This window comes from Caballeronia sp. SEWSISQ10-4 2, assembly GCF_030464885.1.
Lineage (GTDB): Bacteria > Pseudomonadota > Gammaproteobacteria > Burkholderiales > Burkholderiaceae > Caballeronia.
Genome location: NZ_JALPRJ010000015.1, coordinates 92,923 through 113,001, shown reverse-complemented (window position 1 = coordinate 113,001; position 20,079 = coordinate 92,923). Strand labels below are relative to the sequence as shown.

The 20,079-nt window shown below is 59.8% G+C and carries 17 protein-coding genes and 3 tRNA genes; 6 read left to right on the top strand and 14 right to left on the bottom strand.

All coding sequences use genetic code 11. The features are described from left to right. Positions 1 to 60: 60 nt before the first annotated feature. Together M0D69_RS12840 and aceA are read left to right on the top strand one after the other, a co-directional pair. Entirely contained in the window at positions 61 to 1,743 is a 1,683-nt protein-coding gene (locus M0D69_RS12840) for a DEAD/DEAH box helicase (protein WP_301782371.1), read from the top strand. A gap of 383 nt (positions 1,744 to 2,126) precedes the next feature. Next, positions 2,127 to 3,431, top strand: a complete 1,305-nt coding sequence (gene aceA, locus M0D69_RS12835) for an isocitrate lyase (protein ID WP_301782370.1) — start codon at positions 2,127 to 2,129, stop codon at positions 3,429 to 3,431. 84 nt (positions 3,432 to 3,515) lie between these two features. On the opposite strand, the gene M0D69_RS12830 is transcribed toward aceA, so the two are convergent. Together M0D69_RS12830 and M0D69_RS12825 are read right to left on the bottom strand one after the other, a co-directional pair. Continuing rightward, positions 3,516 to 3,950, bottom strand: a complete 435-nt coding sequence (locus M0D69_RS12830; RefSeq protein WP_047896647.1) for a universal stress protein — start codon at positions 3,948 to 3,950, stop codon at positions 3,516 to 3,518. A 72-nt stretch (positions 3,951 to 4,022) separates the two neighbouring features. Beyond that, positions 4,023 to 4,925 (bottom strand): LysR family transcriptional regulator, encoded by a 903-nt coding sequence (locus M0D69_RS12825; protein WP_301782369.1) that lies wholly within the window; start codon positions 4,923 to 4,925, stop codon positions 4,023 to 4,025. Positions 4,926 to 5,061: 136 nt separating this feature from the next. Here M0D69_RS12825 and M0D69_RS12820 point away from each other — a divergent pair, with 136 nt between their 5' ends. Together M0D69_RS12820 and aceB are read left to right on the top strand one after the other, a co-directional pair. Continuing rightward, the gene (locus tag M0D69_RS12820) at positions 5,062 to 5,841 is read left to right on the top strand and encodes a haloacid dehalogenase type II (protein ID WP_301782368.1); all 780 of its coding nucleotides are present in this window, start codon (positions 5,062 to 5,064) and stop codon (positions 5,839 to 5,841) included. A 66-nt stretch (positions 5,842 to 5,907) separates the two neighbouring features. Continuing rightward, positions 5,908 to 7,503, top strand: a complete 1,596-nt coding sequence (gene aceB, locus M0D69_RS12815) for a malate synthase A (RefSeq protein WP_301782367.1) — start codon at positions 5,908 to 5,910, stop codon at positions 7,501 to 7,503. A 61-nt stretch (positions 7,504 to 7,564) separates the two neighbouring features. Here the strand turns inward: aceB and M0D69_RS12810 are convergent, their stop codons facing one another. Further along, the gene (locus tag M0D69_RS12810) at positions 7,565 to 7,999 is read right to left on the bottom strand and encodes a gamma-glutamylcyclotransferase (RefSeq protein WP_301782366.1); all 435 of its coding nucleotides are present in this window, start codon (positions 7,997 to 7,999) and stop codon (positions 7,565 to 7,567) included. A gap of 159 nt (positions 8,000 to 8,158) precedes the next feature. Here M0D69_RS12810 and M0D69_RS12805 point away from each other — a divergent pair, with 159 nt between their 5' ends. Continuing rightward, entirely contained in the window at positions 8,159 to 9,034 is an 876-nt protein-coding gene (locus tag M0D69_RS12805; protein WP_301782365.1) for a helix-turn-helix domain-containing protein, read from the top strand. Here the strand turns inward: M0D69_RS12805 and M0D69_RS12800 are convergent. From M0D69_RS12800 to gltX, 5 genes are all read right to left on the bottom strand, one after another. Further along, positions 9,031 to 9,495, bottom strand: coding sequence for a GNAT family N-acetyltransferase (locus M0D69_RS12800; RefSeq protein WP_301782364.1), 465 nt, complete (start codon positions 9,493 to 9,495; stop codon positions 9,031 to 9,033). The genes M0D69_RS12805 and M0D69_RS12800 overlap by 4 nt on opposite strands. 271 nt (positions 9,496 to 9,766) lie before the next feature. Next, a tRNA-Asp gene (locus M0D69_RS12795) sits at positions 9,767 to 9,843 on the bottom strand. A 72-nt stretch (positions 9,844 to 9,915) separates the two neighbouring features. Beyond that, positions 9,916 to 9,991: transfer RNA gene (locus tag M0D69_RS12790), tRNA-Glu, on the bottom strand. A gap of 210 nt (positions 9,992 to 10,201) precedes the next feature. Continuing rightward, a tRNA-Ala gene (locus M0D69_RS12785) sits at positions 10,202 to 10,277 on the bottom strand. A gap of 165 nt (positions 10,278 to 10,442) precedes the next feature. Continuing rightward, positions 10,443 to 11,849, bottom strand: a complete 1,407-nt coding sequence (gene gltX, locus M0D69_RS12780; protein WP_301782363.1) for a glutamate--tRNA ligase — start codon at positions 11,847 to 11,849, stop codon at positions 10,443 to 10,445. Positions 11,850 to 12,108: 259 nt separating this feature from the next. On the opposite strand from gltX, the gene M0D69_RS12775 reads away from it, so the two are divergent. Further along, positions 12,109 to 13,092: a patatin-like phospholipase family protein gene (locus M0D69_RS12775; RefSeq protein WP_367619708.1), complete on the top strand. Its 984-nt coding sequence runs from the start codon at positions 12,109 to 12,111 to the stop codon at positions 13,090 to 13,092. Positions 13,093 to 13,129: 37 nt separating this feature from the next. On the opposite strand, the gene M0D69_RS12770 is transcribed toward M0D69_RS12775, so the two are convergent. The 6 genes from M0D69_RS12770 to M0D69_RS12745 form a co-directional block, all read right to left on the bottom strand. Next, complete coding sequence (locus M0D69_RS12770) at positions 13,130 to 14,365, bottom strand: cytochrome c (protein ID WP_301782362.1); 1,236 nt, start codon at positions 14,363 to 14,365, stop codon at positions 13,130 to 13,132. After that, the gene (locus M0D69_RS12765) at positions 14,362 to 14,934 is read right to left on the bottom strand and encodes a (2Fe-2S)-binding protein (protein ID WP_301782394.1); all 573 of its coding nucleotides are present in this window, start codon (positions 14,932 to 14,934) and stop codon (positions 14,362 to 14,364) included. The genes M0D69_RS12770 and M0D69_RS12765 overlap by 4 nt, the downstream gene beginning before the upstream one ends. Positions 14,935 to 15,516: 582 nt before the next feature. Then, a complete protein-coding gene (locus tag M0D69_RS12760) occupies positions 15,517 to 16,200 on the bottom strand; it encodes a C40 family peptidase (protein WP_301782361.1) in 684 nt (227 codons plus the stop codon). 136 nt (positions 16,201 to 16,336) lie between these two features. Next, positions 16,337 to 17,935: an ABC transporter ATP-binding protein gene (locus M0D69_RS12755; RefSeq protein WP_301782360.1), complete on the bottom strand. Its 1,599-nt coding sequence runs from the start codon at positions 17,933 to 17,935 to the stop codon at positions 16,337 to 16,339. Next, complete coding sequence (locus M0D69_RS12750) at positions 17,932 to 19,038, bottom strand: ABC transporter permease (protein ID WP_301782359.1); 1,107 nt, start codon at positions 19,036 to 19,038, stop codon at positions 17,932 to 17,934. The genes M0D69_RS12755 and M0D69_RS12750 overlap by 4 nt, the downstream gene beginning before the upstream one ends. Before the next feature lies 1 nt (position 19,039). Next, on the bottom strand, positions 19,040 to 20,074 hold the full coding sequence (locus M0D69_RS12745) for a microcin C ABC transporter permease YejB (RefSeq protein WP_301782358.1): 1,035 nt from the start codon (positions 20,072 to 20,074) through the stop codon (positions 19,040 to 19,042). Positions 20,075 to 20,079: the final 5 nt, after the last annotated feature.

Here is a 20,079-nt window from a genome sequence, read left to right as displayed (position 1 = left end):
CTGACGACTTGGGTATGCCGATTGGCGCCACACGCCTTATTCCCCGTTTCAAGGATCGACATGACTTCGAGCAACACCCACAGCCCGCTGGACTCCATCGCTGCTCTGGCACTTGGCGCTGACGCACCCGCCGCGCCGGCAGCATCTGCTTCGCCGGCTGTACCCACCCCTATTTCTTCAGTCGCGCCGGTAGCTGCCGCGATCGCCGTCCAGACCGGCCCGAGCTTCGAGTCGCTCGGCCTGTCGCCGGAAATCGTTGTTGCGCTGACGGCCTCCGGCTATCAAGTGCCGACGCCGGTTCAGCAGCGCGCGATTCCCGCAGCGCTCGCCGGCCGCGACTTGCTGGTTTCCAGCCCGACCGGTTCGGGCAAGACGGCAGCGTTCATGTTGCCGGCTATCGAACGTTTCTCGCAGCTTGAAAAGGCCAAGGCCGCAGCACCGCGTGAGCCGCATGACCCGAATGCCCGCCCGGCACGCCGTCAGCAACCGGTCGCTCGTCCGACCATGCTGGTTTTGACGCCGACCCGCGAACTCGCCATGCAGGTGACCGCAGCTGCTACGACCTACGGCAAGCATCTGCGCCGGTTGCGCACGGTCAGCATTCTTGGCGGTGTCGCGTATGGTCAGCAATTGATGCTGCTCGCGAAGAACCCGGAAATCCTGGTCGCTACGCCGGGCCGTTTGCTCGACCACCTGGAACGCGGCCGTATTGACCTGTCGCAACTGCAAATCCTCGTGCTCGACGAAGCCGACCGCATGCTGGACATGGGTTTTATCGACGACATCGAAACCATTGTTGCCGCTACGCCCGCTTCGCGTCAGACGCTGCTGTTCTCGGCAACCATCGACGGCAAGATCAGCTCGCTGACCGGTCGCCTGTTGAAGAACCCGGAACGCATCGAGATCATTCAAAAGCTCGAAGCACAGAACAACATCGCGCAAACCGTGCATTACGTCGATGACCGCGATCACAAGGATCGTCTGCTCGACCATCTGTTGCGCGACGCCGGCCTGGATCAGGCTATCGTTTTCACGGCGACCAAGAACGACGCTGACCAACTGGCTATCCGCTTGTCGGACGCTGGTTTTGAATCGGCTGCGCTGCACGGCGATTTGCCGCAAGGCGCACGCAACCGCACGATCCGTGCGCTGCGTGAGCGCAAAGTGCGCGTGCTGGTGGCAACCGATGTCGCGGCTCGCGGTATCGATATTCCCGGCATCACGCACGTGTTCAACTACGATCTGCCGAAGTTCGCGGAAGACTACGTTCACCGTATCGGCCGTACGGGCCGTGCTGGTCGTACGGGTACGGCAATCAGCCTCGTGCATCACGCTGAGCAAGGCGCGCTGAAGCGCATCGAGCGTTTCGTGCGTGTGCCGCTCGCAGTGAGCGTTATCGCTGGTTTCGAACCGCGTCGTTCGGCTCCGGCCGGCGGTGGCGGCGGTCGTCCGGGCTTTGGCGGCCGTGGCCGTCCGGGCGGTGGCGCTGGTGCAGGTGGCGCCGGTCGTCGTTTTGGTAGCGGTGGTGGCGCCGGCAACGGCGGCTCGGCCAAGCCGGGCGGCTGGGGCAACAAACCGGCAAGCGCCGGCGGTGCTCGCGACTCGCGCGACGGTGGCTCGCGTGACGGCTATCGCAGCGGTGGTGGATCGCGTGATGGCGGTTCGGGCTTCGGCGGCGGTTCGCGCGACGGTTATGCAGCACGTCGCAACGACGGCCCGCGCGCTCCGCGTCGTGGCAGCTAAGCTTCATTGATGAAACGGCGCCGCGTCTCGCGCGCGCCGCAAAAAGAAAACCGATGCTTCGCGCATCGGTTTTTTTTCGCTCTCTTTTTATTTTTCACAATGTGGAATGATTTTCTGTGCGGCGAAATTGTTGTTGCGCGGCACAAATCGGGACGTCCCAGCATGGAAAAGAGCATTTCTTAATGTGAAATATTATTATCAAGTAATTGATTTTTAAAGATTATTTTTATGTTCGAAACAGCACAAAAGCGCTTTCTCCAAAGCCTCCGCATCCCTAGACTCTTATATAAGAGTTGAGCAACCGGAGACGTCATCGACGCTTCAGCTACTCGACCGGACGATCATCCATTAGTCATTAGTCTGGTAATCAAAGGAGAAACGCCATGTCGCGCCAACAACAAGCTCAGGAACTTCAAAAGCAATGGGATACGGATCCGCGCTGGAAGGGCATCAAGCGCAGCTATTCCGCCGACGACGTCGTGCGGCTGCGCGGTTCGGTGCCGGTCGAGCACACGCTGGCCAAACGCGGCGCGGAGAAGCTGTGGGCGTCGATTCATGATGAGCCGTTCGTCAATGCGCTCGGCGCGCTGACCGGCAATCAGGCGATGCAGCAGGTCAAGGCCGGTTTGAAGGCCATCTATTTGTCGGGTTGGCAGGTGGCCGGCGACGCCAACGTCGCGGGCGAGATGTATCCCGATCAATCGCTGTATCCGGCGAATTCGGTGCCGCTGGTGGTCAAGCGCATCAACAACACGCTGACGCGCGCCGATCAGATCCAGTGGTCCGAGGGCAAGAATCCGGGCGATGAAGGTTATCTCGACTTCTTCCAGCCGATCGTGGCCGACGCCGAAGCGGGTTTCGGCGGCGTGCTGAATGCGTTCGAACTGATGAAAGCGATGATCGAAGCAGGCGCGGCAGGCGTGCACTTCGAGGATCAACTGGCATCGGTGAAAAAATGCGGGCACATGGGCGGCAAGGTGCTGGTGCCGACGCGCGAAAACATCGCGAAGCTCACCGCGGCACGTCTCGCGGCTGACGTGTCCGGTACGCGGACCATCCTGCTCGCCCGCACGGATGCGGAAGCGGCTGATCTGGTGACATCGGATGTCGATGAAAACGACAGGCCGTTCCTGACCGGCGAGCGTACCGTGGAAGGTTTCTTTCGCACGAAGCCGGGCCTGGAACAAGCGGTGTCGCGTGGTCTCGCTTATGCGCCGTACGCCGACATGATCTGGTGCGAAACCGGCAAGCCGGATCTGGAATACGCGAAGAAGTTCGCCGAGGCAATTCATCGCGAATTCCCGGGCAAATTGCTGTCGTATAACTGCTCGCCGTCGTTTAACTGGAAGAAGAACCTGGACGACGCGACTATCGCCAAGTTCCAGAAAGAACTCGGTGCAATGGGCTACAAGTTCCAGTTCATTACGCTGGCCGGTTTCCATGCGCTGAATTACTCGATGTTCAATCTGGCGCACGGTTATGCGCGCAACCAGATGAGCGCGTTCGTCGAGATGCAGGAAGCGGAATTCGCTGCAGCCGAGAAGGGTTTCACCGCGGTGAAGCATCAGCGGGAAGTCGGAACCGGTTACTTCGATGCGGTGACGCAGGCAGTTGAAAAAGACGCATCGACGACGGCATTGCACGGCTCTACCGAAGATGAACAGTTCTTCGAGAAGAAAGTCGCTTAATAAATCGCGACTGCTTTGAGTGGATCGAGGGCGCACGAACGCTGGTTGTGTGCCCTCTTTGCGTTTATACGCAACCCCAAAACCCTAGCGATAAACAATCACCGGAATCTTGGTGTGAGTGAGCACCCGCTGGGTCTCACTGCCGATCAGCAAACTTCCCAACCCTCTCCTGCCGTGCGAGGCCATGAAAATCACATCGCAGCCTTCGCGCTCGGCAATATCGATAATCCCGATATAAGGCGCGGACTCGACGCTAGTCACGGAAGCACACGACACCCCAACGGCGGCGGCAGCTTTTTCAACCGCCCCAAGATGCTCCCGGGCTTCCCTCTCCGCGCGTTCATGAAAATCCCCGGGCGGCTCGACGGCGACATCGGCGAAAGGCGAATACGGATACAGCGGCAGACAAGCGTAAGCCGTAATCCGCGCGCCGACCGACTGGGCAAGATCGATCGCGCCATCAATCGCTTTCTGCGAAAGAACCGATCCATCCGTCGGAACCAGAATGTGCTTGAACATGGTCGACTCCCCTGGCAGTGGCCATCGTGCACTTTCATTGTAGTAACTGAATCAGGGCAAGCGGCCGGCAATTCAACCCCAATATCCTGGAGCGCCGAAGGTATGTTTGAGCAGGTCGAGAAACAAGCGCACTCTCAACGGCAGGTGCCGGCGTTGCGGAAACACCGCATGAATCCCGATGGGCGGCGCCGCGAACGCATCGAGCACGCTCATCAGGCGGCCCTTGGCGATGTCATCGCCGACTTCCCACCACGAGCGCCACGCGAGGCCATATCCGGCGAGACACCACTCGTGCAGCACGGCGCCGTCCGAGCACTCCATCGTGCCCGATACGCGCAGTTGCACGACCTTGCCGTCCTTCTGAAACACCCAGCCGCGCTGCTGATTCGAGCTCGCCCCGAGCGGCAGGCAGTTGTGCTGCGCGAGTTCCTCGAGATCGGCGGGTGCGCCACGGCTGCGCAAATACTCCGGCGATGCCACGCAAACCCGCCGGTTCTCGCCAAGCTTCAGCGACACCAGCGACGAATCCGGCAACTCGCCGAGCCGCACGGCGCAATCGAAACCTTCGTTGACAAGATCGACCATGCGGTCCGTGAGATCGAGTGTGATCGATACATCCGGGTGCATCGAGGTGAAAACGGGGACGAGCGCGGCGACGTGGCGTCGTCCGAAACCCGCTGGCGCCGATACCCGCAGATGCCCGCTCGCCTTCACGCCACCCGCCGAAACGCTCGCCTCGGCGCTTTGCATGTCATGGATGACACGCTGACAATCCTCCAGAAACGCCGAACCTTCGAACGTGAGCGTCAGACGGCGCGTGGTGCGCACGAGCAGCTTCACGCCGAGCCGCTCTTCCAGCGCGTCGAGCCGCCGCCCGATCACCGCGGGCGCGACGCCCTCGACCTGCGCCGCTGCGGACAGGCTCCCCTTCGCGACCACCGCCACAAAAGTTTCGATTTGCTTGAAGCGGTCCATAAGCGTGCGTTTGTCCGAATGACAGGACGCTCAGATTAGGCGTGAAAAAGTCAAAGATCAAGTGATCCAGAAGCATCTTCCGATCGTTCTGACGCACTAATAGAATGATCAACGGTCTACTTATGGAGCACCGGCCATGTCGTCAGTATCGATTTCGTCGCCCCGCGCAGTCATCTTCGATGCCTACGGCACGCTGTTTGACGTCCATTCCGTTGTGGCGGCCGCGGAGCAGTTATTCCCCGGCCAAGGCGATGCGCTTTCGCAGTTGTGGCGCCAGAAGCAGATCGAATACACGCAGTTGCGTACGCTCTCCGACCCTGCCGGTGCCCGATACGAACCGTTCTGGGCGATCACACTCGACGCGCTGCGCTTCGCGGCCGTGCGCTTGAAGCTCGAGCAGGCGCTGACCCCGGCTGCGGAAAAGCGCCTGATGGACGAATACGCGTGCCTCGCGGCGTTCCCGGACACCGTCGCTGCATTGAAGCGGCTACGCAAACGGGAGGATCTGAAACTCGCGATCCTGTCGAATGGCAATCCGCGGATGCTGGACATCGCGGTGAAAAGCGCGGGCATGACGGGGCTCTTCGATCACGTCCTCTCAGCGGACACCGTGCGCGCGTACAAACCGGCCCACGCCGCCTATGCGCTCGGGACGCAGGCGATCGGCGCCGCGGCCCACGAGATGGTGTTCGTATCGTCGAATGGCTGGGACGTGACGGGCGCCACGTGGTTCGGCTACACCACCTTCTGGCTCAATCGCATGGCAATGCCCGCCGAACAACTCGGCGTTCTGCCGCGCGGCACCGGCCGCGATATGACCGACCTGCTCGCTTTCATCGATGCCGGCTGCCCGCAACATCAGCACGCCACGCCATTCGATCTTTCCAACCGCATGCGCCGCAACCCGGGCAGCTAACCAGACTCACCCGATTCACTCGATTCACCAAGCAAAACCGTCTGACCGACCAAGGAGATGTAGAACATGGCGAACACGCTGCCCCACATGCCACAGGGCATGACCATCACGGCCGAGATTAAACCCGGCTACGAGACCATTCTGACGCCCGAGGCGCTTGAGCTTGTGGCAACCCTGCATCGCGCGTTCGAGCCGCGTCGTCAGGCGTTGCTCAAGGCGCGCGCTGAACGCACGAAGCGCCTGGATGCAGGCGAACGCCCGGATTTCCTGAGCCAAACGCAATCCATCCGCGCTGCCGACTGGACTATCGCGCCGTTGCCGAAGGCGCTCGAATGCCGCCGTGTGGAGATCACCGGGCCGGTTGAACGCAAGATGATCATCAACGCGCTGAATTCGGGCGCGGATTCCTACATGACGGACTTCGAGGATTCGAATACGCCAAATTGGGACAACCTGCTGACCGGTCATATCAACCTGAAGGAAGCCGTACGCGGCACGATTTCGCTGGAACAGAACGGCAAGTCGTACAAGCTCAACGACAAAACCGCGACGCTGATCGTGCGTCCGCGCGGCTGGCATCTCGATGAAAAACACGTGACCGTGGACGGTCAGCGCGTGTCGGGCGGCATCTTCGATTTCGCGCTGTTCCTGTTCCACAACGCAAAGGAGCAACTGGCTCGCGGCGCGGGTCCGTACTTCTATCTGCCGAAACTGGAAAGCCATCTCGAAGCACGCCTGTGGAACGAGATTTTCGTGATGGCGCAGGAGATTGCCGGTGTGCCGCGCGGCTCGATTCGCGCGACGGTGCTGATCGAAACCATTCTCGCCGCGTTCGAAATGGACGAGATCCTGTATGAGTTGCGCGAGCATTCGTCGGGCCTGAACGCCGGCCGCTGGGACTACATCTTTTCCGCGATCAAGAAGTTCAAGAACGACGTCAATTTCTGCCTCGCCGATCGCGCGAAGATCACGATGACCGTGCCGTTCATGCGCGCGTATGCGCTGCAATTGCTGAAGACGTGTCACCGGCGCCAAGCCCCGGCTATCGGCGGCATGAGCGCCTTGATTCCGATCAAGAACGACCCCGAAGCCAACGATAAAGCAATGGGCGGCGTGCGCTCGGACAAAGCGCGCGATGCCGGCGACGGTTATGACGGCGGCTGGGTCGCGCATCCGGGCCTCGTGCCAATCGCGATGGAAGAGTTCGTCAAAGTGCTCGGCGACAAACCGAACCAGATCGCGAAGCAACGCGCGGACGTTCAGGTCACGGCGACCGACTTGCTCGATTTCCGTCCCGAAGATCCGATCACCGAAGCCGGCGTGCGCGGCAATATCAACGTGGGCATTCACTATCTCGGGTCGTGGCTCGCGGGCAATGGCTGCGTGCCGATCCACAACCTGATGGAAGACGCGGCGACGGCGGAGATCTCGCGCTCGCAAGTGTGGCAGTGGATTCGCTCGCCGAAGGGCAAGCTCGACGACGGCCGCAAGGTCAGCGCCGAAATGGTCCGCGCCTTCACGCAGGAAGAATTGGTGAAGGTGAAGGAGGTCGTTGCCGGCGACACCGCACCGTACGATCGGGCGGCGACGATCTTCGAAGCGATGTCGACATCGGATACGTTCGCGGAGTTTCTGACGTTGCCGCTGTACGAAGAGATCTGAGACGTTCTGCAGGTCTTCGATGAAATGAAAGCCGCGCTGGAATCAGGGCGGTTTTTTTATCTTATCGCCGTTGAACCAACAGTTGCCTTGCGCGCCGGTAACCAACCCAATCGCCGCCATCGATACGCGGCAAACCTTCTACCGCATCGTCGCTCACCGGGTAGACCAGACAATCGATCGCGTGCGTGCGTCCATCTATCTGGATTGACACCGGCAATCGAACGCTGCGAAACAGGCCGTCGACGCCCGGCACGATCTCTTCGATTTCATCGAGTACGGGCACGAGCCTTTCGTCGATCCGGTAGATATCGCCCTGAACCGGCCCCGCGGCAGGATCGAGCACCAGTCCGGGATAAGCGTCGAAGTCGTACAGCCGGCCATTAACCTGACCCGAGCCAATCAGCACCGGCGCGGCAATGCCGTGGCGCTCTGCCGCGTGGCGAATGTCGTTGCTCTCGCCCACTCGCAGCGTGCCGTAGACGAATACGTGTTGCATGCGTATCAACCTGTCCGTGAAGATTCAGCGCGCATTATGCCAAGTGCAAAAACAACCGTTACATCACGACGTGGCCGTTAGCAAAATCGTCCGCAGCGCGACTTCGAAGCCGAGCCCGCACGATGCCTTTAAGATCACGGTGGAGGAGCGCCAAAATCCATGTTCTCGCCAACCGATCACCTGCTGCAACCGGAAGAAGTCGAGCATCTCGACATCCCGGCCGAGTCGTCGCCCACGCCCGCGCATCCCATTCGCGTGCGCTCGCGGCCGGTGCCAGCAGGTACCCGGATTGCCCGGCATACGCACGCCTGGGCGCAGGTCGCCTGCACGACACGAGGCGTATTGCGAATTGCTGCGGAAGGGTCGACCTGGATGGTGCCGCCATCGCGCGCAATCTGGGTTCCGCCGAACGTGACGCATGAAGTGGTGATCGTTGAAGACGCGTTTCTGCGGACACTGTATATAGACGAGAGCGTGGTGCCGCCGGGACTGGATGCGTGTCGCGTGGTGGAAGTGTCGCCGCTGCTGCGCGAGGTGGCCGTTGCGCTGGACGATCTCACGATTTCACGCGAGCGTGAACGGCTGCTCGGCACGCTCGCACTCGATGAAATCACGCGCTCACGGCCGCTGCCCCTCTCCATCCCGATGCCCACCGATAAACGCCTGCTGGCATTATGCGAAGCCGTACTCGCCGACCCGGCTTCCGCCGATTCGCTCGAGCATTGGGCAGCGCTTGCCGGCGCAAGCACGCGCACGATCGCGCGCTTATTCCGGCGTGAGCTTGGCGTAAGTTTTTCGCAATGGCGTCAGCAAGCCGTGCTGGCGCGTGCGATTCCATTGTTAAGCCAGGGCAGACCACTCGCGCAAGTCGCGTTGCTGCTCGGCTATCAAAGCCAGAGCGCGTTTTCCGCGATGTTCAGACGTGCGTTCGGCGAAAGTCCGCGAGCATTTTTTGTCCGCGATGGCGAGCCACGGGACGATGGCCAAAACCGCACTCCGGGCGAGCGCCAGGAAATTAAAACGCCAAGACGCTAAACGCAGCGAACCATATGCCGGATCGCGCCGAATTGCGCGAGGCGCGATCCCGCGGTTCTATAACCCATACGGATATAAAGCCGGGCAGCGGGGTTATCGACGAATACACGCAATTGCGTCTCCGTCAGCCCGCGGGCACGCGCCCAACGGTGAGCGGTATCGAGGAGAAATGTTCCTGCACCTGTCCGGCGCCATCCTTCCACCACTTGTACGTCGCGGATGTGAAGCGACTGGTCCTCTTCCGTCACGCGCATCACGCCAATTGCCTGGCCGTCGCACTCGAGCACGAAGTTCTCCGATTCGCGCCAGCTACCCAGAAAAAGATCGCTGCGCCACACGAGATTGTGGCGACGGTAGTAGCCGTTCATGTTGTTGCGCGTGAGCGCCTCGGCGAACGAAAAATCGTCCATCGACGCCAGGCGCAACTGAAACGGCGAGAGAGCTTCGGTGGGATCGAGCATTGCGCGATGAAAGCACTGAATCAAGTCATCAACACTAAGTCAGGCGGCGCGCGCTGGCAATGGAGAGTTTTACGAGCGCACACATCCGATGATACTCACACTACACGTTCAAAAAGATAAAACGGAGACGGCGGGAACATGAATGATCGGAAGAACCGAATGGGAAGCAAATAGGAGACGAACCGGAGCGAATGGAGATGAGGAAACGCGGGAGATAAAACGCTGGACGAAAAAAATCCAGCTTAAGCTGGATTTTTCTTTTACAACTTGTTGGCGGAGCGGACGGGACTCGAACCCGCGACCCCCGGCGTGACAGGCCGGTATTCTAACCAACTGAACTACCGCTCCACTTCTTTTCATCAGCTTGTGAGGTTGGTCGGCTCATCAAACTTGCAGCGCTTCTAGCAGCCGCCGATGTTTTGGCGTCCCCTAGGGGATTCGAACCCCTGTACTCACCGTGAAAGGGTGATGTCCTAGGCCTCTAGACGAAGGGGACATAAACTTTTCAGTTAATGTCTTTTAATCTATTTCGCTTAACTTCTGACCTATTTCTGATTAACTTCGATTAAACCTTTCTTAATCGTTTTGTTCGTTAATCCGTTTCGTTTCAGTCACTAGCGAAGAACGACATTATAAACAACTTTCTGATTCTTGTGAAGCTTTTTTTCCGATGCGCTGGCGTTTCAAAGTCTTCGTTTCCGTTCTGTGGTGGAGGTAAGCGGGATCGAACCGCTGACCTCTTGCATGCCATGCAAGCGCTCTCCCAGCTGAGCTATACCCCCCTGCAGAACAGAAACGAGATTCTAAAGGGCACTTTTGAAGTTGTAAATACCTTTTAGCCCAGCATCCGAAAATAGTTCGTCCTTGGGGTGCGAACTTGGGGCACAAACCGGACACCGTTCCTGCCGATGTTGCACGCCACGTTCCTGCCGTCCGCTCGCACCCGTTCAGGCGATGCCCTTCTCGAGCCGCGCCAGCACCGTTTCGCGTCCGAACAACATCAGCACGGCGTCGATGGAAGGCGTGTGCGTGGTACCCGCCACCAAGAGGCGCACCGGCATGGCGAGGTGCGGCATCTTGAGCTTGTGAGCCGTCAGCGTGGCCTTGAACGCAGCCGAGATCGCTTCCTTGCTCCATTCCACTTCGCTCAGTGCCAGCCGCAAGTCGGTGAGCGCGGGACGCACGGCTTCGGTGACATGTTGCGCGAGCGCAGCGGGATCGATCACGGGTTCCTGATAGAACATGGCGGCGTTGTCGGCGATCTCTTTTACCGTCGATGCACGGTCCTTCAGCAATCCAATCACGAGCTCGAGCGGCGGCCCCTGCTCGATCATGGCGGCGTCGATACCCAGTTCGGCCAGAAAGGGCTTGGTGAGCGTCTCGAGCCGTGCGTTGTCAGCTTCCTTGATGTAATGCGCGTTCAACCAGTTCAGGCGATCCGGATCGTATTGCGCCGGCGACTTGCCCAGATGGTCCAGGTCAAACCATTCGACGAATTGTTCGCGCGAGAAAATCTCCGCATCGCCATGCGACCAGCCAAGCCGCGCCAGATAGTTCAGGACCGCTTCTGGCAGATAACCGCTGTCGCGATAACCCATCACACTCATGGCGCCGTGGCGCTTGCTCATCTTCTCGCCCTGCTCGTTGAGCACGGTCGGCAAGTGGGCGTACACCGGCACTTCGCCGCCCAGCGCGCGCAGGATGTTGATCTGTCGCGGCGTGTTGTTCACGTGGTCGTCGCCGCGAATCACGTGAGTGATCTTCATGTCGAGATCGTCGACGACCACGCAGAAGTTATACGTCGGCGTGCCGTCCGGACGCGCGATCACGAGGTCGTCGAGTTCGTCGTTCGAGATTTCGATCGTGCCCTTCACCGCGTCGTCCCAGCTCACCACGCCGCCGATGGGATTGCGAAAGCGAATCACCGGCGAGACGCCTTCGGGAATGGGCGGCAGCACCTTGCCCTCTTCCGGGCGCCACGTGCCGTCGTAGCGCGGTTTTTCGTTGGCCGCGCGCTGGCGTTCACGCAATGCGTCGAGCTCTTCCGTCGACATATAGCAGTGGTAGGCCAGGCCCTGGTCGAGCATCTGTTTCAGCACTTCACGATAGCGGTCCATGCGCTGCATTTGATAGATCGGGCCCTCGTCGTACTCTAGGCCGAGCCATTCCATGCCTTCGAGGATGGCGTCGACAGACGCGTCGGTCGAGCGCTCCAGGTCGGTGTCCTCGATGCGCAACACGAAAACGCCCTTCATCTTGCGCGCGAACGCCCACGGATAAAGCGCGGAGCGAATGTTGCCGAGGTGGATGAAGCCTGTCGGGCTGGGAGCGAAACGGGTACGGACTTGGGTCATGTGCGGTGTGCTCGATAGCTCAAATGCGCATGCCGGCACGGGAGGAGCCAGGCAGGCGATACATCGGCGACCGGCTTGCGCGCGTCTTTTCGACAAACACTGCAAGCGGTCAAAACGAATGGGAATTATACCCGCCAGGCGCTTTTGGCCTGCTTTCGGGGGTCATCATGTTTTATCATGTGCGCCGTTACTGGATGGCTTAACCGAGTGGCTTGAACAACTCTCCACGCCGGTCCCCGCCGCATCGCAGGAGAACTTCTTGAAATCATCGTCGCCCTCGCCTTCATCGCTGCCTCGCGTGCCCGGCGCTCCTCACGCTCCTTACATTTCGCGGCGCGCTTTTTCTCTTGGCTGCGCATCGGCCCTGCTCACCGCCTGTACCACGACAACCAGCTCCACGACCGCCGTCGCGCCACCCGCACCGTCGACACCCACGGTCAGCACGCTGCAACGCCCCGTTCGCATCGGCCTGGCGTTGGGCGGCGGCGCGGCGCGGGGGTTTGCGCACGTCGGCGTGATCAAGGCGCTCGAAGCGCGCAACCTGAAGGTGGACCTGCTGAGCGGCACGAGTGCGGGATCGGTGATCGCGGCGTTATCGGCGTCGGGGATGAGCGGCATCGCCATCAACAAGCTTGCGCTGACCATGGACGAAGCGTCGATCAGCGACTGGGCGATGCCATTCCGCACGCGCGGTTTCCTGCAAGGCGTCGCGCTGCAGAATTACCTGAACAAGACACTCGATAACCGGCCGATCGAGAAGATGGCGAAGCCGCTTGGTATTGTCGCGACGGATCTGAAAACCGGCCAGCCGATTCTGTTTCAGCGCGGCAATACCGGCGTTGCCGTGCGCGCGTCATGCAGCGTGCCGTCCATCTTCGAGCCGGTGAAGATCGGCGGCCATGAATACGTGGATGGCGGTCTGGTGAGCCCGGTGCCCGCGGCCTTCGCACGCAAGATGGGCGCGGATTTTGTGATCGCGGTGGATATTTCGGCGCGCCCGGAGACGGGATTGACGCAAAGCTCGTTCGACGTCCTGATGCAAACCTTCACGATCATGGGCCAGACCATCAAGGCTTACGAACTCGATAAATACGCCGACTTCGTCATCCGCCCGAACCTTGCCGCAATGAGCGGCAGCGACTTCGGCCAGCGCAACGCGGCGATTCTCGCCGGCGAGGAAGCGGTCGCAAAAATCTGGCCGGAGTTGCAGCGGCAAATGGCGGCGAAAGGCGCTACCGTTTGAAAACACGGTGACGCCCCGTCTGTGCAGACTGCGCGGCCTAGCGCAACGCCTTGACGTTGGCCGCCGTTACATCACCCGGCTGACCGCCCCAGCCCGCGCGCAGGTAATTGGCGAGGTGTGCGAGCTCGTCGTCGCTAAGCGTGGCGGCGAATCCCGGCATCGCCTGCATGCTCTCCGTTCCTGCAAAGTCCGCGGCGTCGACACCATCGAGCATCGCGACGATCAGGTTGTGCGGATTGGCCTGACGCAGCGTCGAGTTCCCTTGCATCGATACCGCAACGTGCGGCTTGCCTTCCCCCTCACGTCCATGACACCCCGCGCACACAGCAACATAACTTGTCCTGCCTGCAGCCAGTTGCGCGGCATCGGCGGAACCGGGTTGCACGGGCGTGGGTAGCAAAGGCGCATCGCCCAGCAGATAGGTCGACATCGCGCGTAGATCGCTCCGCGTCAGGTACTGGCTGCTCAGCACCACCACCGGATGCATCTCGCCAAACGCAGAACCCTGGCGGCTGATTCCCGTTGCAAAGAATGTCTGCAGGTCGGTGCCATTGCAGCCGCGGGCGGCAAGCCCGGCAGGCGTAATATCCGGCGGCACGACACGGCCAAGGGTCGAGCCTCGCAATGCCTTCGCGCCGTTCATCTGCCCGAACACACCGCGCGGCGTGTGGCATTCGGCGCAGTGACCCAGCGCGTTTGCCAGATATCGTCCGCGCGTGCGGTCAGCCGAATTTCCCGTCGATGCATCCGGCAACGCGTCCTTGAGAAACAGCATGTTCCAGAACTTCACGGCGAAACGCATGTTGAACGGAAACGTCAGATCGGGCTCGCGATTCGGTACCGCGGCCGGTTTTTGCGCCATCAAGTAGTCATAGATGGCGTCGCTGTCGGCGCGCGACATCGTCCGGTAAGACGTGTAGGGCATCGCCGGGTAGAGTTGCTTGTCCGGCGCGACGCCATCATGCAAAGCCTTGTAGAACTGCTCAGCACTCCATCTGCCGATGCAATGCACCGGGTCCGGCGTGATATTCATGCCGTAGAAGGTGCCAAACGGCGACGCAAGCTTCACGCCGCCTGCAAACGGCGCGCCGCCAGCGATCGTGTGACAGGCTGCGCAGACGGCTGCCTTCGCGAGATAACGGCCACGAGCGATCTGCCCGGCCGCCAAATCATGCGTGCGCGTGACCGGCTCGTCAGTACTTTCGCCGCATGTGGAGAGCGCTGCCGCGCATAACGCAAGTGCGCCAAGACGAAGTGAAATTGCCCAGTTCATACGGATTCCTTAACGAGTCCTGGCGTGTTCAGCACGATATCCCTGACCGCCTCGTAGTAGCGCACGTAGCCGGTGCAGCGGCAGATGTGATTGTCGAGTGCTTTCGTGATCTCGCGCTCCACCGACTCTTTGGCGATCGGCTCGCGCTTCAGCCGCTCGATCAGCACCGTCGCCGCGTTGACGAATCCCGGCGTGCAGTACCCGCACTGAAAGCTGAAATGTTCGAGGAACTTCCGCTGCACCGCCGACAGTTCCACCACCTCGCCTTGCTCGTTGCGCTTGGCGTGGCCTTCGATGGTCCGCACCTTTTTGCCATCGAAGAAATGTGCGCCTGTGGTGCACGAGCGCACTTCTTCGCTCGATCCGTCGGCCTTGTCGAGAATGAGCACGCACGCGTGGCAGACGCGCTGCCCGCAGCCAAGCCGCGAGCCGGTCAGACCCACGTACTCATGCAGGAAATCGATCATCATGAGCCCGTCGGGCGTCTGGATCGGGCCCACAGCAGCACCGTTGAGAACCTTTTCTTCGAATAACGCAGCAAAAGCGCGACTGCCGAGTGGCGCAACAATGACAGTCAGTCGCGCAATCACGCTCGCCTTCAGAAAACCACGACGCGATCGCGTCGATATCTCTCATCGCCCTCTCCTTGAATGATCGGTTGAGAGTCTCAAGCCACGCTGATTCGAGCTGCGATTTTTATTTTGCATTCCGAAATGATTAACTCATTCATATAACCACTTGATCCAATGCGAGAGGACGATGAGATATCTGGGTATCCCGATCGTAAGCGCACTTCACCATTTTCAACGTGCAAGGATTTGCACCAGCCTGTTTCAACGTGTAGCTGGTTTTTTCAGGCTTTGCTTTGACTGGATTCCTGTCGCGGCGGGGCGCTTGGTGCTATCTGGGAAAGGTTGGCGATTGTACGTGGCAAGGGTGCCTGCATGCAGCCATTTGAGTGTCAAAGTTTGTACTTAGCGGGCATCGGCGCTGCGGCGCGGAAACGCGGCGATGGCAGACCATTACTCCAGGCTCATCTACAGCGCGTACACCATCTTTTCCACCAACGACAAAAGCCCGTCTTCTTTTGGAAGGCAGGCTTTTGTACTGCAGACCTGTCAGCAGCAACCGGTCAGATCGATACCAACAACTTAGTTGCTGTTGTTACCAATCGTGGCGCTGACACGCTGGCGCAGATCGACACCGTCAATTGGGAAGGTCGCTTCAACACGCCGAGCGCCCGTATACCGCTTTTCCCAATAACTGTTGTCCATGTCGTCTACACGGATCGTGCTGCCCGTGGACGGCGAATGAACAAACTTGTTGTCGCCGATATAAATCCCGACATGCGAGAACGAACGACGCATCGTGTTGAAAAACACGAGATCACCCGGTTTCAGCTCGCTCACGCGAACTTTCTCGCCCATCCGGCTCATTTCTTCCGCGCGCCGCGGCAGCGTCATGCCCAACGTGTCCTGGAACACGTAGCGCACAAAACCACTGCAATCGAGACCGGAATCAGGTGTATTGCCACCCCAGCGATAACGCACGCCGATCATATTGAGCGCGCCAACGACAACGTCGCCCGCCTTGCTCGCCATGCCGGAAAGAAATGAACGCGTGCCGCTGGATGAGTTGCTTGTCACATTGCCCGAGTCGGCAACGGGATAAATGTCGTTAGCTGCTTTCGACGACGAAAACAGGCCATTGCTGGCATTTTGGCTTGAACTGTTGACTTCGTCGGCGAACGCACCGGAAGTTGCTGTCATCATCAGGCCGATCAACATGCTGGCTGCTGCTCGCGCGCATGTCTGAGTCAAAGTTAATTGCTGCATCGGTCGGTAGTTTTTGGTGAAAAAGACTGAAAAATCAGGATCATGCGGAAAAGTTGGCTTGATACTAGCCAGATATTATTTACATGTCAAAAGGCATAGAAAAATTCAATTGAGATACGCACCTAATTGGTGAAAATTAGGCCGCGATCGCGGCTTTCAGCAGCTTTCTTGTGTATTCGTGGGACGGCATGGCAAAAATATTCTCCACATCACCGGTTTCCACGACAGTTCCGTTCTGCATCACCACAACCCGATGCGCCATTGCGCCGATGACCTCCAGGTCATGGCTGATGAACACGTAACCCAGGTTGTACTTCCGTTGTATATCGGCAAGAAGCTGTAAAACTTGATGCTGAATTGACACATCGAGCGCACTTGTGGGTTCGTCGAGGATCAGAATGCGCGGTTCGAGCACCAGCGCACGGGCAATTGCGATGCGCTGGCGCTGTCCGCCGGAGAACTCGTGCGGGTATCGGTTCAACGCCGTCCTGTCCATCCCGACTTCGCGCAGAACCGCCACCACCTTGGCGTGGCGCGCTGTGGCATCGAGTTCCGGACGATGCAGCGCCAGTCCCTCGCCCACTATTCGCTCAATCGTCTGACGTGGCGAGAGCGAGCTGTACGGGTCCTGAAACACCACCTGCATATTCGATCGCAGAACGGTCTTTTCGCGGCCCCGATAATCGCCAAGCAGGCGCCCCTGGAACTCCACCTTGCCGTGCGACGTACGCTGCAGTCCGAGCAACGCCATCGCGAGCGTGGATTTTCCCGACCCCGACTCGCCGACAATGCCGAGCGTTTCACCCTGCCGAACGGTCACCGATACGCGATCCACTGCCTTGAACGCGCCGCGCCGGAACCAGCCGCCCACACCCGGCGTTTTCGTCGCGAATTCCACAGATACTTCCTGCGCGTCGAGCAACACGGGCGACAGCGGCAGCACCGGCAACACCGTGCGCTCCGGCTTGCTCTCCAGCAAACGCACCGTATAAGGATGTTGCGGCGACGCGAATATGTTCTGCACCGGTCCGCTCTCAACCAGCACGCCCTGTTCCATCACCGCGACACGCTGCGCGAATTTACGCACGAGGTTGAGATCGTGCGTGATCAGCAGGACGGCCATGCCGCGCGACGCGGCTTCGTCGCGTTGCAGTTCCAGCAGCAATTCCACGATCTGCGCGCGGATCGTCACGTCGAGCGCAGTCGTGGGTTCATCGGCGAGAAGCAGGCGCGGCCGGCACGCCAGCGCCATCGCGATCATCGCGCGCTGGCGTTGTCCGCCCGACAGTTGATGCGCGTATCGGTCGATGCGCTTTTCCGGCTCCGTAATGCCCGTGCGCGCGAGCAAGTCGATCGCCCGGCGGCGGGCGTCGCGAGCGGACACGCCGTCGTGCAGCACGATCGTCTCCACAATCTGGTCGCCGATGGTGTACAGCGGGTTCAGCGCGGTCATCGGCTCCTGGAAGATCATCGCGATATCGGAGCCACGGAGTTTGCGCATTTCCGATTCGTTCTTCGGGAGCAGTTCCTGGCCGTCGAAGCGGATCGAGCCGGTCAGGTCGGCATCGCGTAAAAGCCGCAGGATCGATAGCGCCGTCACGCTCTTGCCCGATCCCGATTCGCCGACCAGCGCTACGCGCTCGCCGGCTTCGATCGTGAGATTCACGCCATCGACGGCCATGGTGTCGCCAAAGCGCACCCGCAGATCTGCGATTTCAAGCAACGGCGCGCTCATTTTCCACCTCCGGCTTTGATGGCATCGGAGATGCGAGTGTCGAGCGCGTTACGCAGCGCGTCGCCCATGAATGTGAGTAGCAACAAGGTCGCGACCAGCACGCCGAAGGTGGACAGCGAGATCCACCAGGCGTCGAGATTCGCCTTGCCTTGCGCGAGCAATTCGCCTAACGAAGGCGTAGGCGGCGGCACGCCGAGGCCGAGAAAATCGAGGCTCGTCAGCGCAAGGATCGCCCCGCTCATACGAAATGGAAGGAAGGTAATGACAGGCGTAAGACTGTTCGGCAGGATGTGACGCCAGATAATCTGGGCATTCGATAAACCCATCGCCCGCGCCGCGCGCACGTAGTCTTGCGTGCGGTTGCGCAGGAACTCGGCGCGCACGTAATCCGATAAACCGATCCAGCCGAACAACGAAAGCAAGATGACGAGCAGCAGCAAGCTCGGCTCGAAAATGGACGCGAAGATGATCAGCAAATACAACTCGGGCAACGCACTCCATATCTCGATCAGACGCTGCCCGGTCAGGTCCGTACGCCCGCCGAAGTAACCCTGCACCGCGCCGGCCAACAAACCGAGCACCGTGCCTATCGCCGTCAAAACCAGCGCGAAGATGACTGATACGCGAAAGCCATAGAGCAGCCGCGCGAACACATCGCGGCCGCGGTCGTCGGTGCCGAGCCAGTTTTCACGCGATGGCGGCGCCGGATTCGAAGCCTTCGAAAAGTAGTTGAGCGTGTCGTAGTAATAGTGGTTCGGCGGATAAACGGCGAAGTTACCGCCCTGACTGAAACGGTCGCGAATATACGGATCGAGGTAATCCGCCGGCGTCGGAAAATCGCCGCCGAACGTGTTCTCCGCGTACGTCTTTACCAGCGGGAAATAAAGATGCCCTTCATAGCGCACGACCAGCGGTTTGTCATTCGACCAGAGCGGTCCCGCGAGGCTGATCGCGAACGCAATCACGAAAATCACGAGGCTCCAGTAACCCAGCCGGTTGCGTTTAAAACGTTGCCAGACGCGTTGACCTGGCGTGACGGACACAGGAACGCTGAGCGGCTGGGCGTCGCTGTCTTGAGGCGTACGGAGCAGGGAACGGTTCAACTCAGCGCTCCAGTTGTTCGAATTGAATGCGCGGATCGACCCAAACGTAGCAAAGGTCGGAGATCAGCTTGGTGGCAAGGCCGATCAGCGTGAAAAGATACAGCGTGCCGAGCACGACCGGATAATCGCGCCGCACGACGGACTCGTAGGAAAGCAGGCCGAGGCCATCGAGTGAAAAAAGCGTTTCTATCAGCAAACTGCCTGTAAAGAACGCCCCGATGAACGCGCCCGGAAAACCGACGATCAGCGGCAACAACGCGTTGCGGAAGATGTGCTTCCAAAGCACGCTCCTCTCCGATAACCCCTTCGCCCTCGCCGTCAGCACATATTGCTTGCGGATTTCATCGAGGAACGCGTTCTTGGTCAGCATGGTGATGACCGCGAAACTGCCCACCACCGACGCCACGATGGGCAACGTGATGTGCCACAAGTAGTCGGCAATCTTCCCGCCGATGCTCAAGGCCGCCCAGTTATCGGAGGTGAGATTGCGCAGCGGAAACAGTTGCCAGAAGGACCCTCCGCCGAACAGCACCAGCAGCAAAACACCGAGCACAAAGCCAGGGATAGCGAAGCCGACGAGTACAAGCAGACTTGTCGTGACATCGAAGGTGGAACCGTTGCGCACCGCCTTCGCAATCCCGAGCGGCACCGAAATCAGATACGTAATAAAGAACGTCCACACGCCGATGCTGATCGACACCGGCAGCTTCGACACAATCAGCGACCACACGCTTTGATGACGGAAATAGCTATCGCCGAGATCGAAACGGGCGAAGCGGCCGAGCATCAGCCAGTAGCGCTCGAGCGGCGGTTTATCGAAACCATACAGCGCGCGAAGTTGCGCGACTTGCTGCGCATCCACGCCGGTATGCATGCGCATGCCAAAGCTCGTGCTTTGCTCACCGCGCCGCAATTCATGGACGGCTTGTTCAACCGGTCCGCCGGGCACGAACTGGATCACGGCGAACGTAAGCGTGAGGACGCCGAGCAAGGTCGGGATCATCAGCAAGATTCGTTTGAGGATATAGCTCCACATGGGCG

What these genes read in the sequence shown, in the direction of transcription:
- M0D69_RS12840 (WP_301782371.1), top strand. Translation starts at nt 61, where the DNA reads ATGACTTCGAGCAACACCCACAGCCCGCTGGACTCCATCGCTGCTCTG.
- aceA (WP_301782370.1), top strand. Translation starts at nt 2,127, where the DNA reads ATGTCGCGCCAACAACAAGCTCAGGAACTTCAAAAGCAATGGGATACG.
- M0D69_RS12830 (WP_047896647.1), bottom strand. Translation starts at nt 3,950, where the DNA reads ATGTTCAAGCACATTCTGGTTCCGACGGATGGATCGGTTCTTTCGCAG.
- M0D69_RS12825 (WP_301782369.1), bottom strand. Translation starts at nt 4,925, where the DNA reads ATGGACCGCTTCAAGCAAATCGAAACTTTTGTGGCGGTGGTCGCGAAG.
- M0D69_RS12820 (WP_301782368.1), top strand. Translation starts at nt 5,062, where the DNA reads ATGTCGTCAGTATCGATTTCGTCGCCCCGCGCAGTCATCTTCGATGCC.
- aceB (WP_301782367.1), top strand. Translation starts at nt 5,908, where the DNA reads ATGGCGAACACGCTGCCCCACATGCCACAGGGCATGACCATCACGGCC.
- M0D69_RS12810 (WP_301782366.1), bottom strand. Translation starts at nt 7,999, where the DNA reads ATGCAACACGTATTCGTCTACGGCACGCTGCGAGTGGGCGAGAGCAAC.
- M0D69_RS12805 (WP_301782365.1), top strand. Translation starts at nt 8,159, where the DNA reads ATGTTCTCGCCAACCGATCACCTGCTGCAACCGGAAGAAGTCGAGCAT.
- M0D69_RS12800 (WP_301782364.1), bottom strand. Translation starts at nt 9,495, where the DNA reads ATGCTCGATCCCACCGAAGCTCTCTCGCCGTTTCAGTTGCGCCTGGCG.
- gltX (WP_301782363.1), bottom strand. Translation starts at nt 11,849, where the DNA reads ATGACCCAAGTCCGTACCCGTTTCGCTCCCAGCCCGACAGGCTTCATC.
- M0D69_RS12770 (WP_301782362.1), bottom strand. Translation starts at nt 14,365, where the DNA reads ATGAACTGGGCAATTTCACTTCGTCTTGGCGCACTTGCGTTATGCGCG.
- M0D69_RS12760 (WP_301782361.1), bottom strand. Translation starts at nt 16,200, where the DNA reads ATGCAGCAATTAACTTTGACTCAGACATGCGCGCGAGCAGCAGCCAGC.
- M0D69_RS12755 (WP_301782360.1), bottom strand. Translation starts at nt 17,935, where the DNA reads ATGAGCGCGCCGTTGCTTGAAATCGCAGATCTGCGGGTGCGCTTTGGC.
- M0D69_RS12745 (WP_301782358.1), bottom strand. Translation starts at nt 20,074, where the DNA reads ATGTGGAGCTATATCCTCAAACGAATCTTGCTGATGATCCCGACCTTG.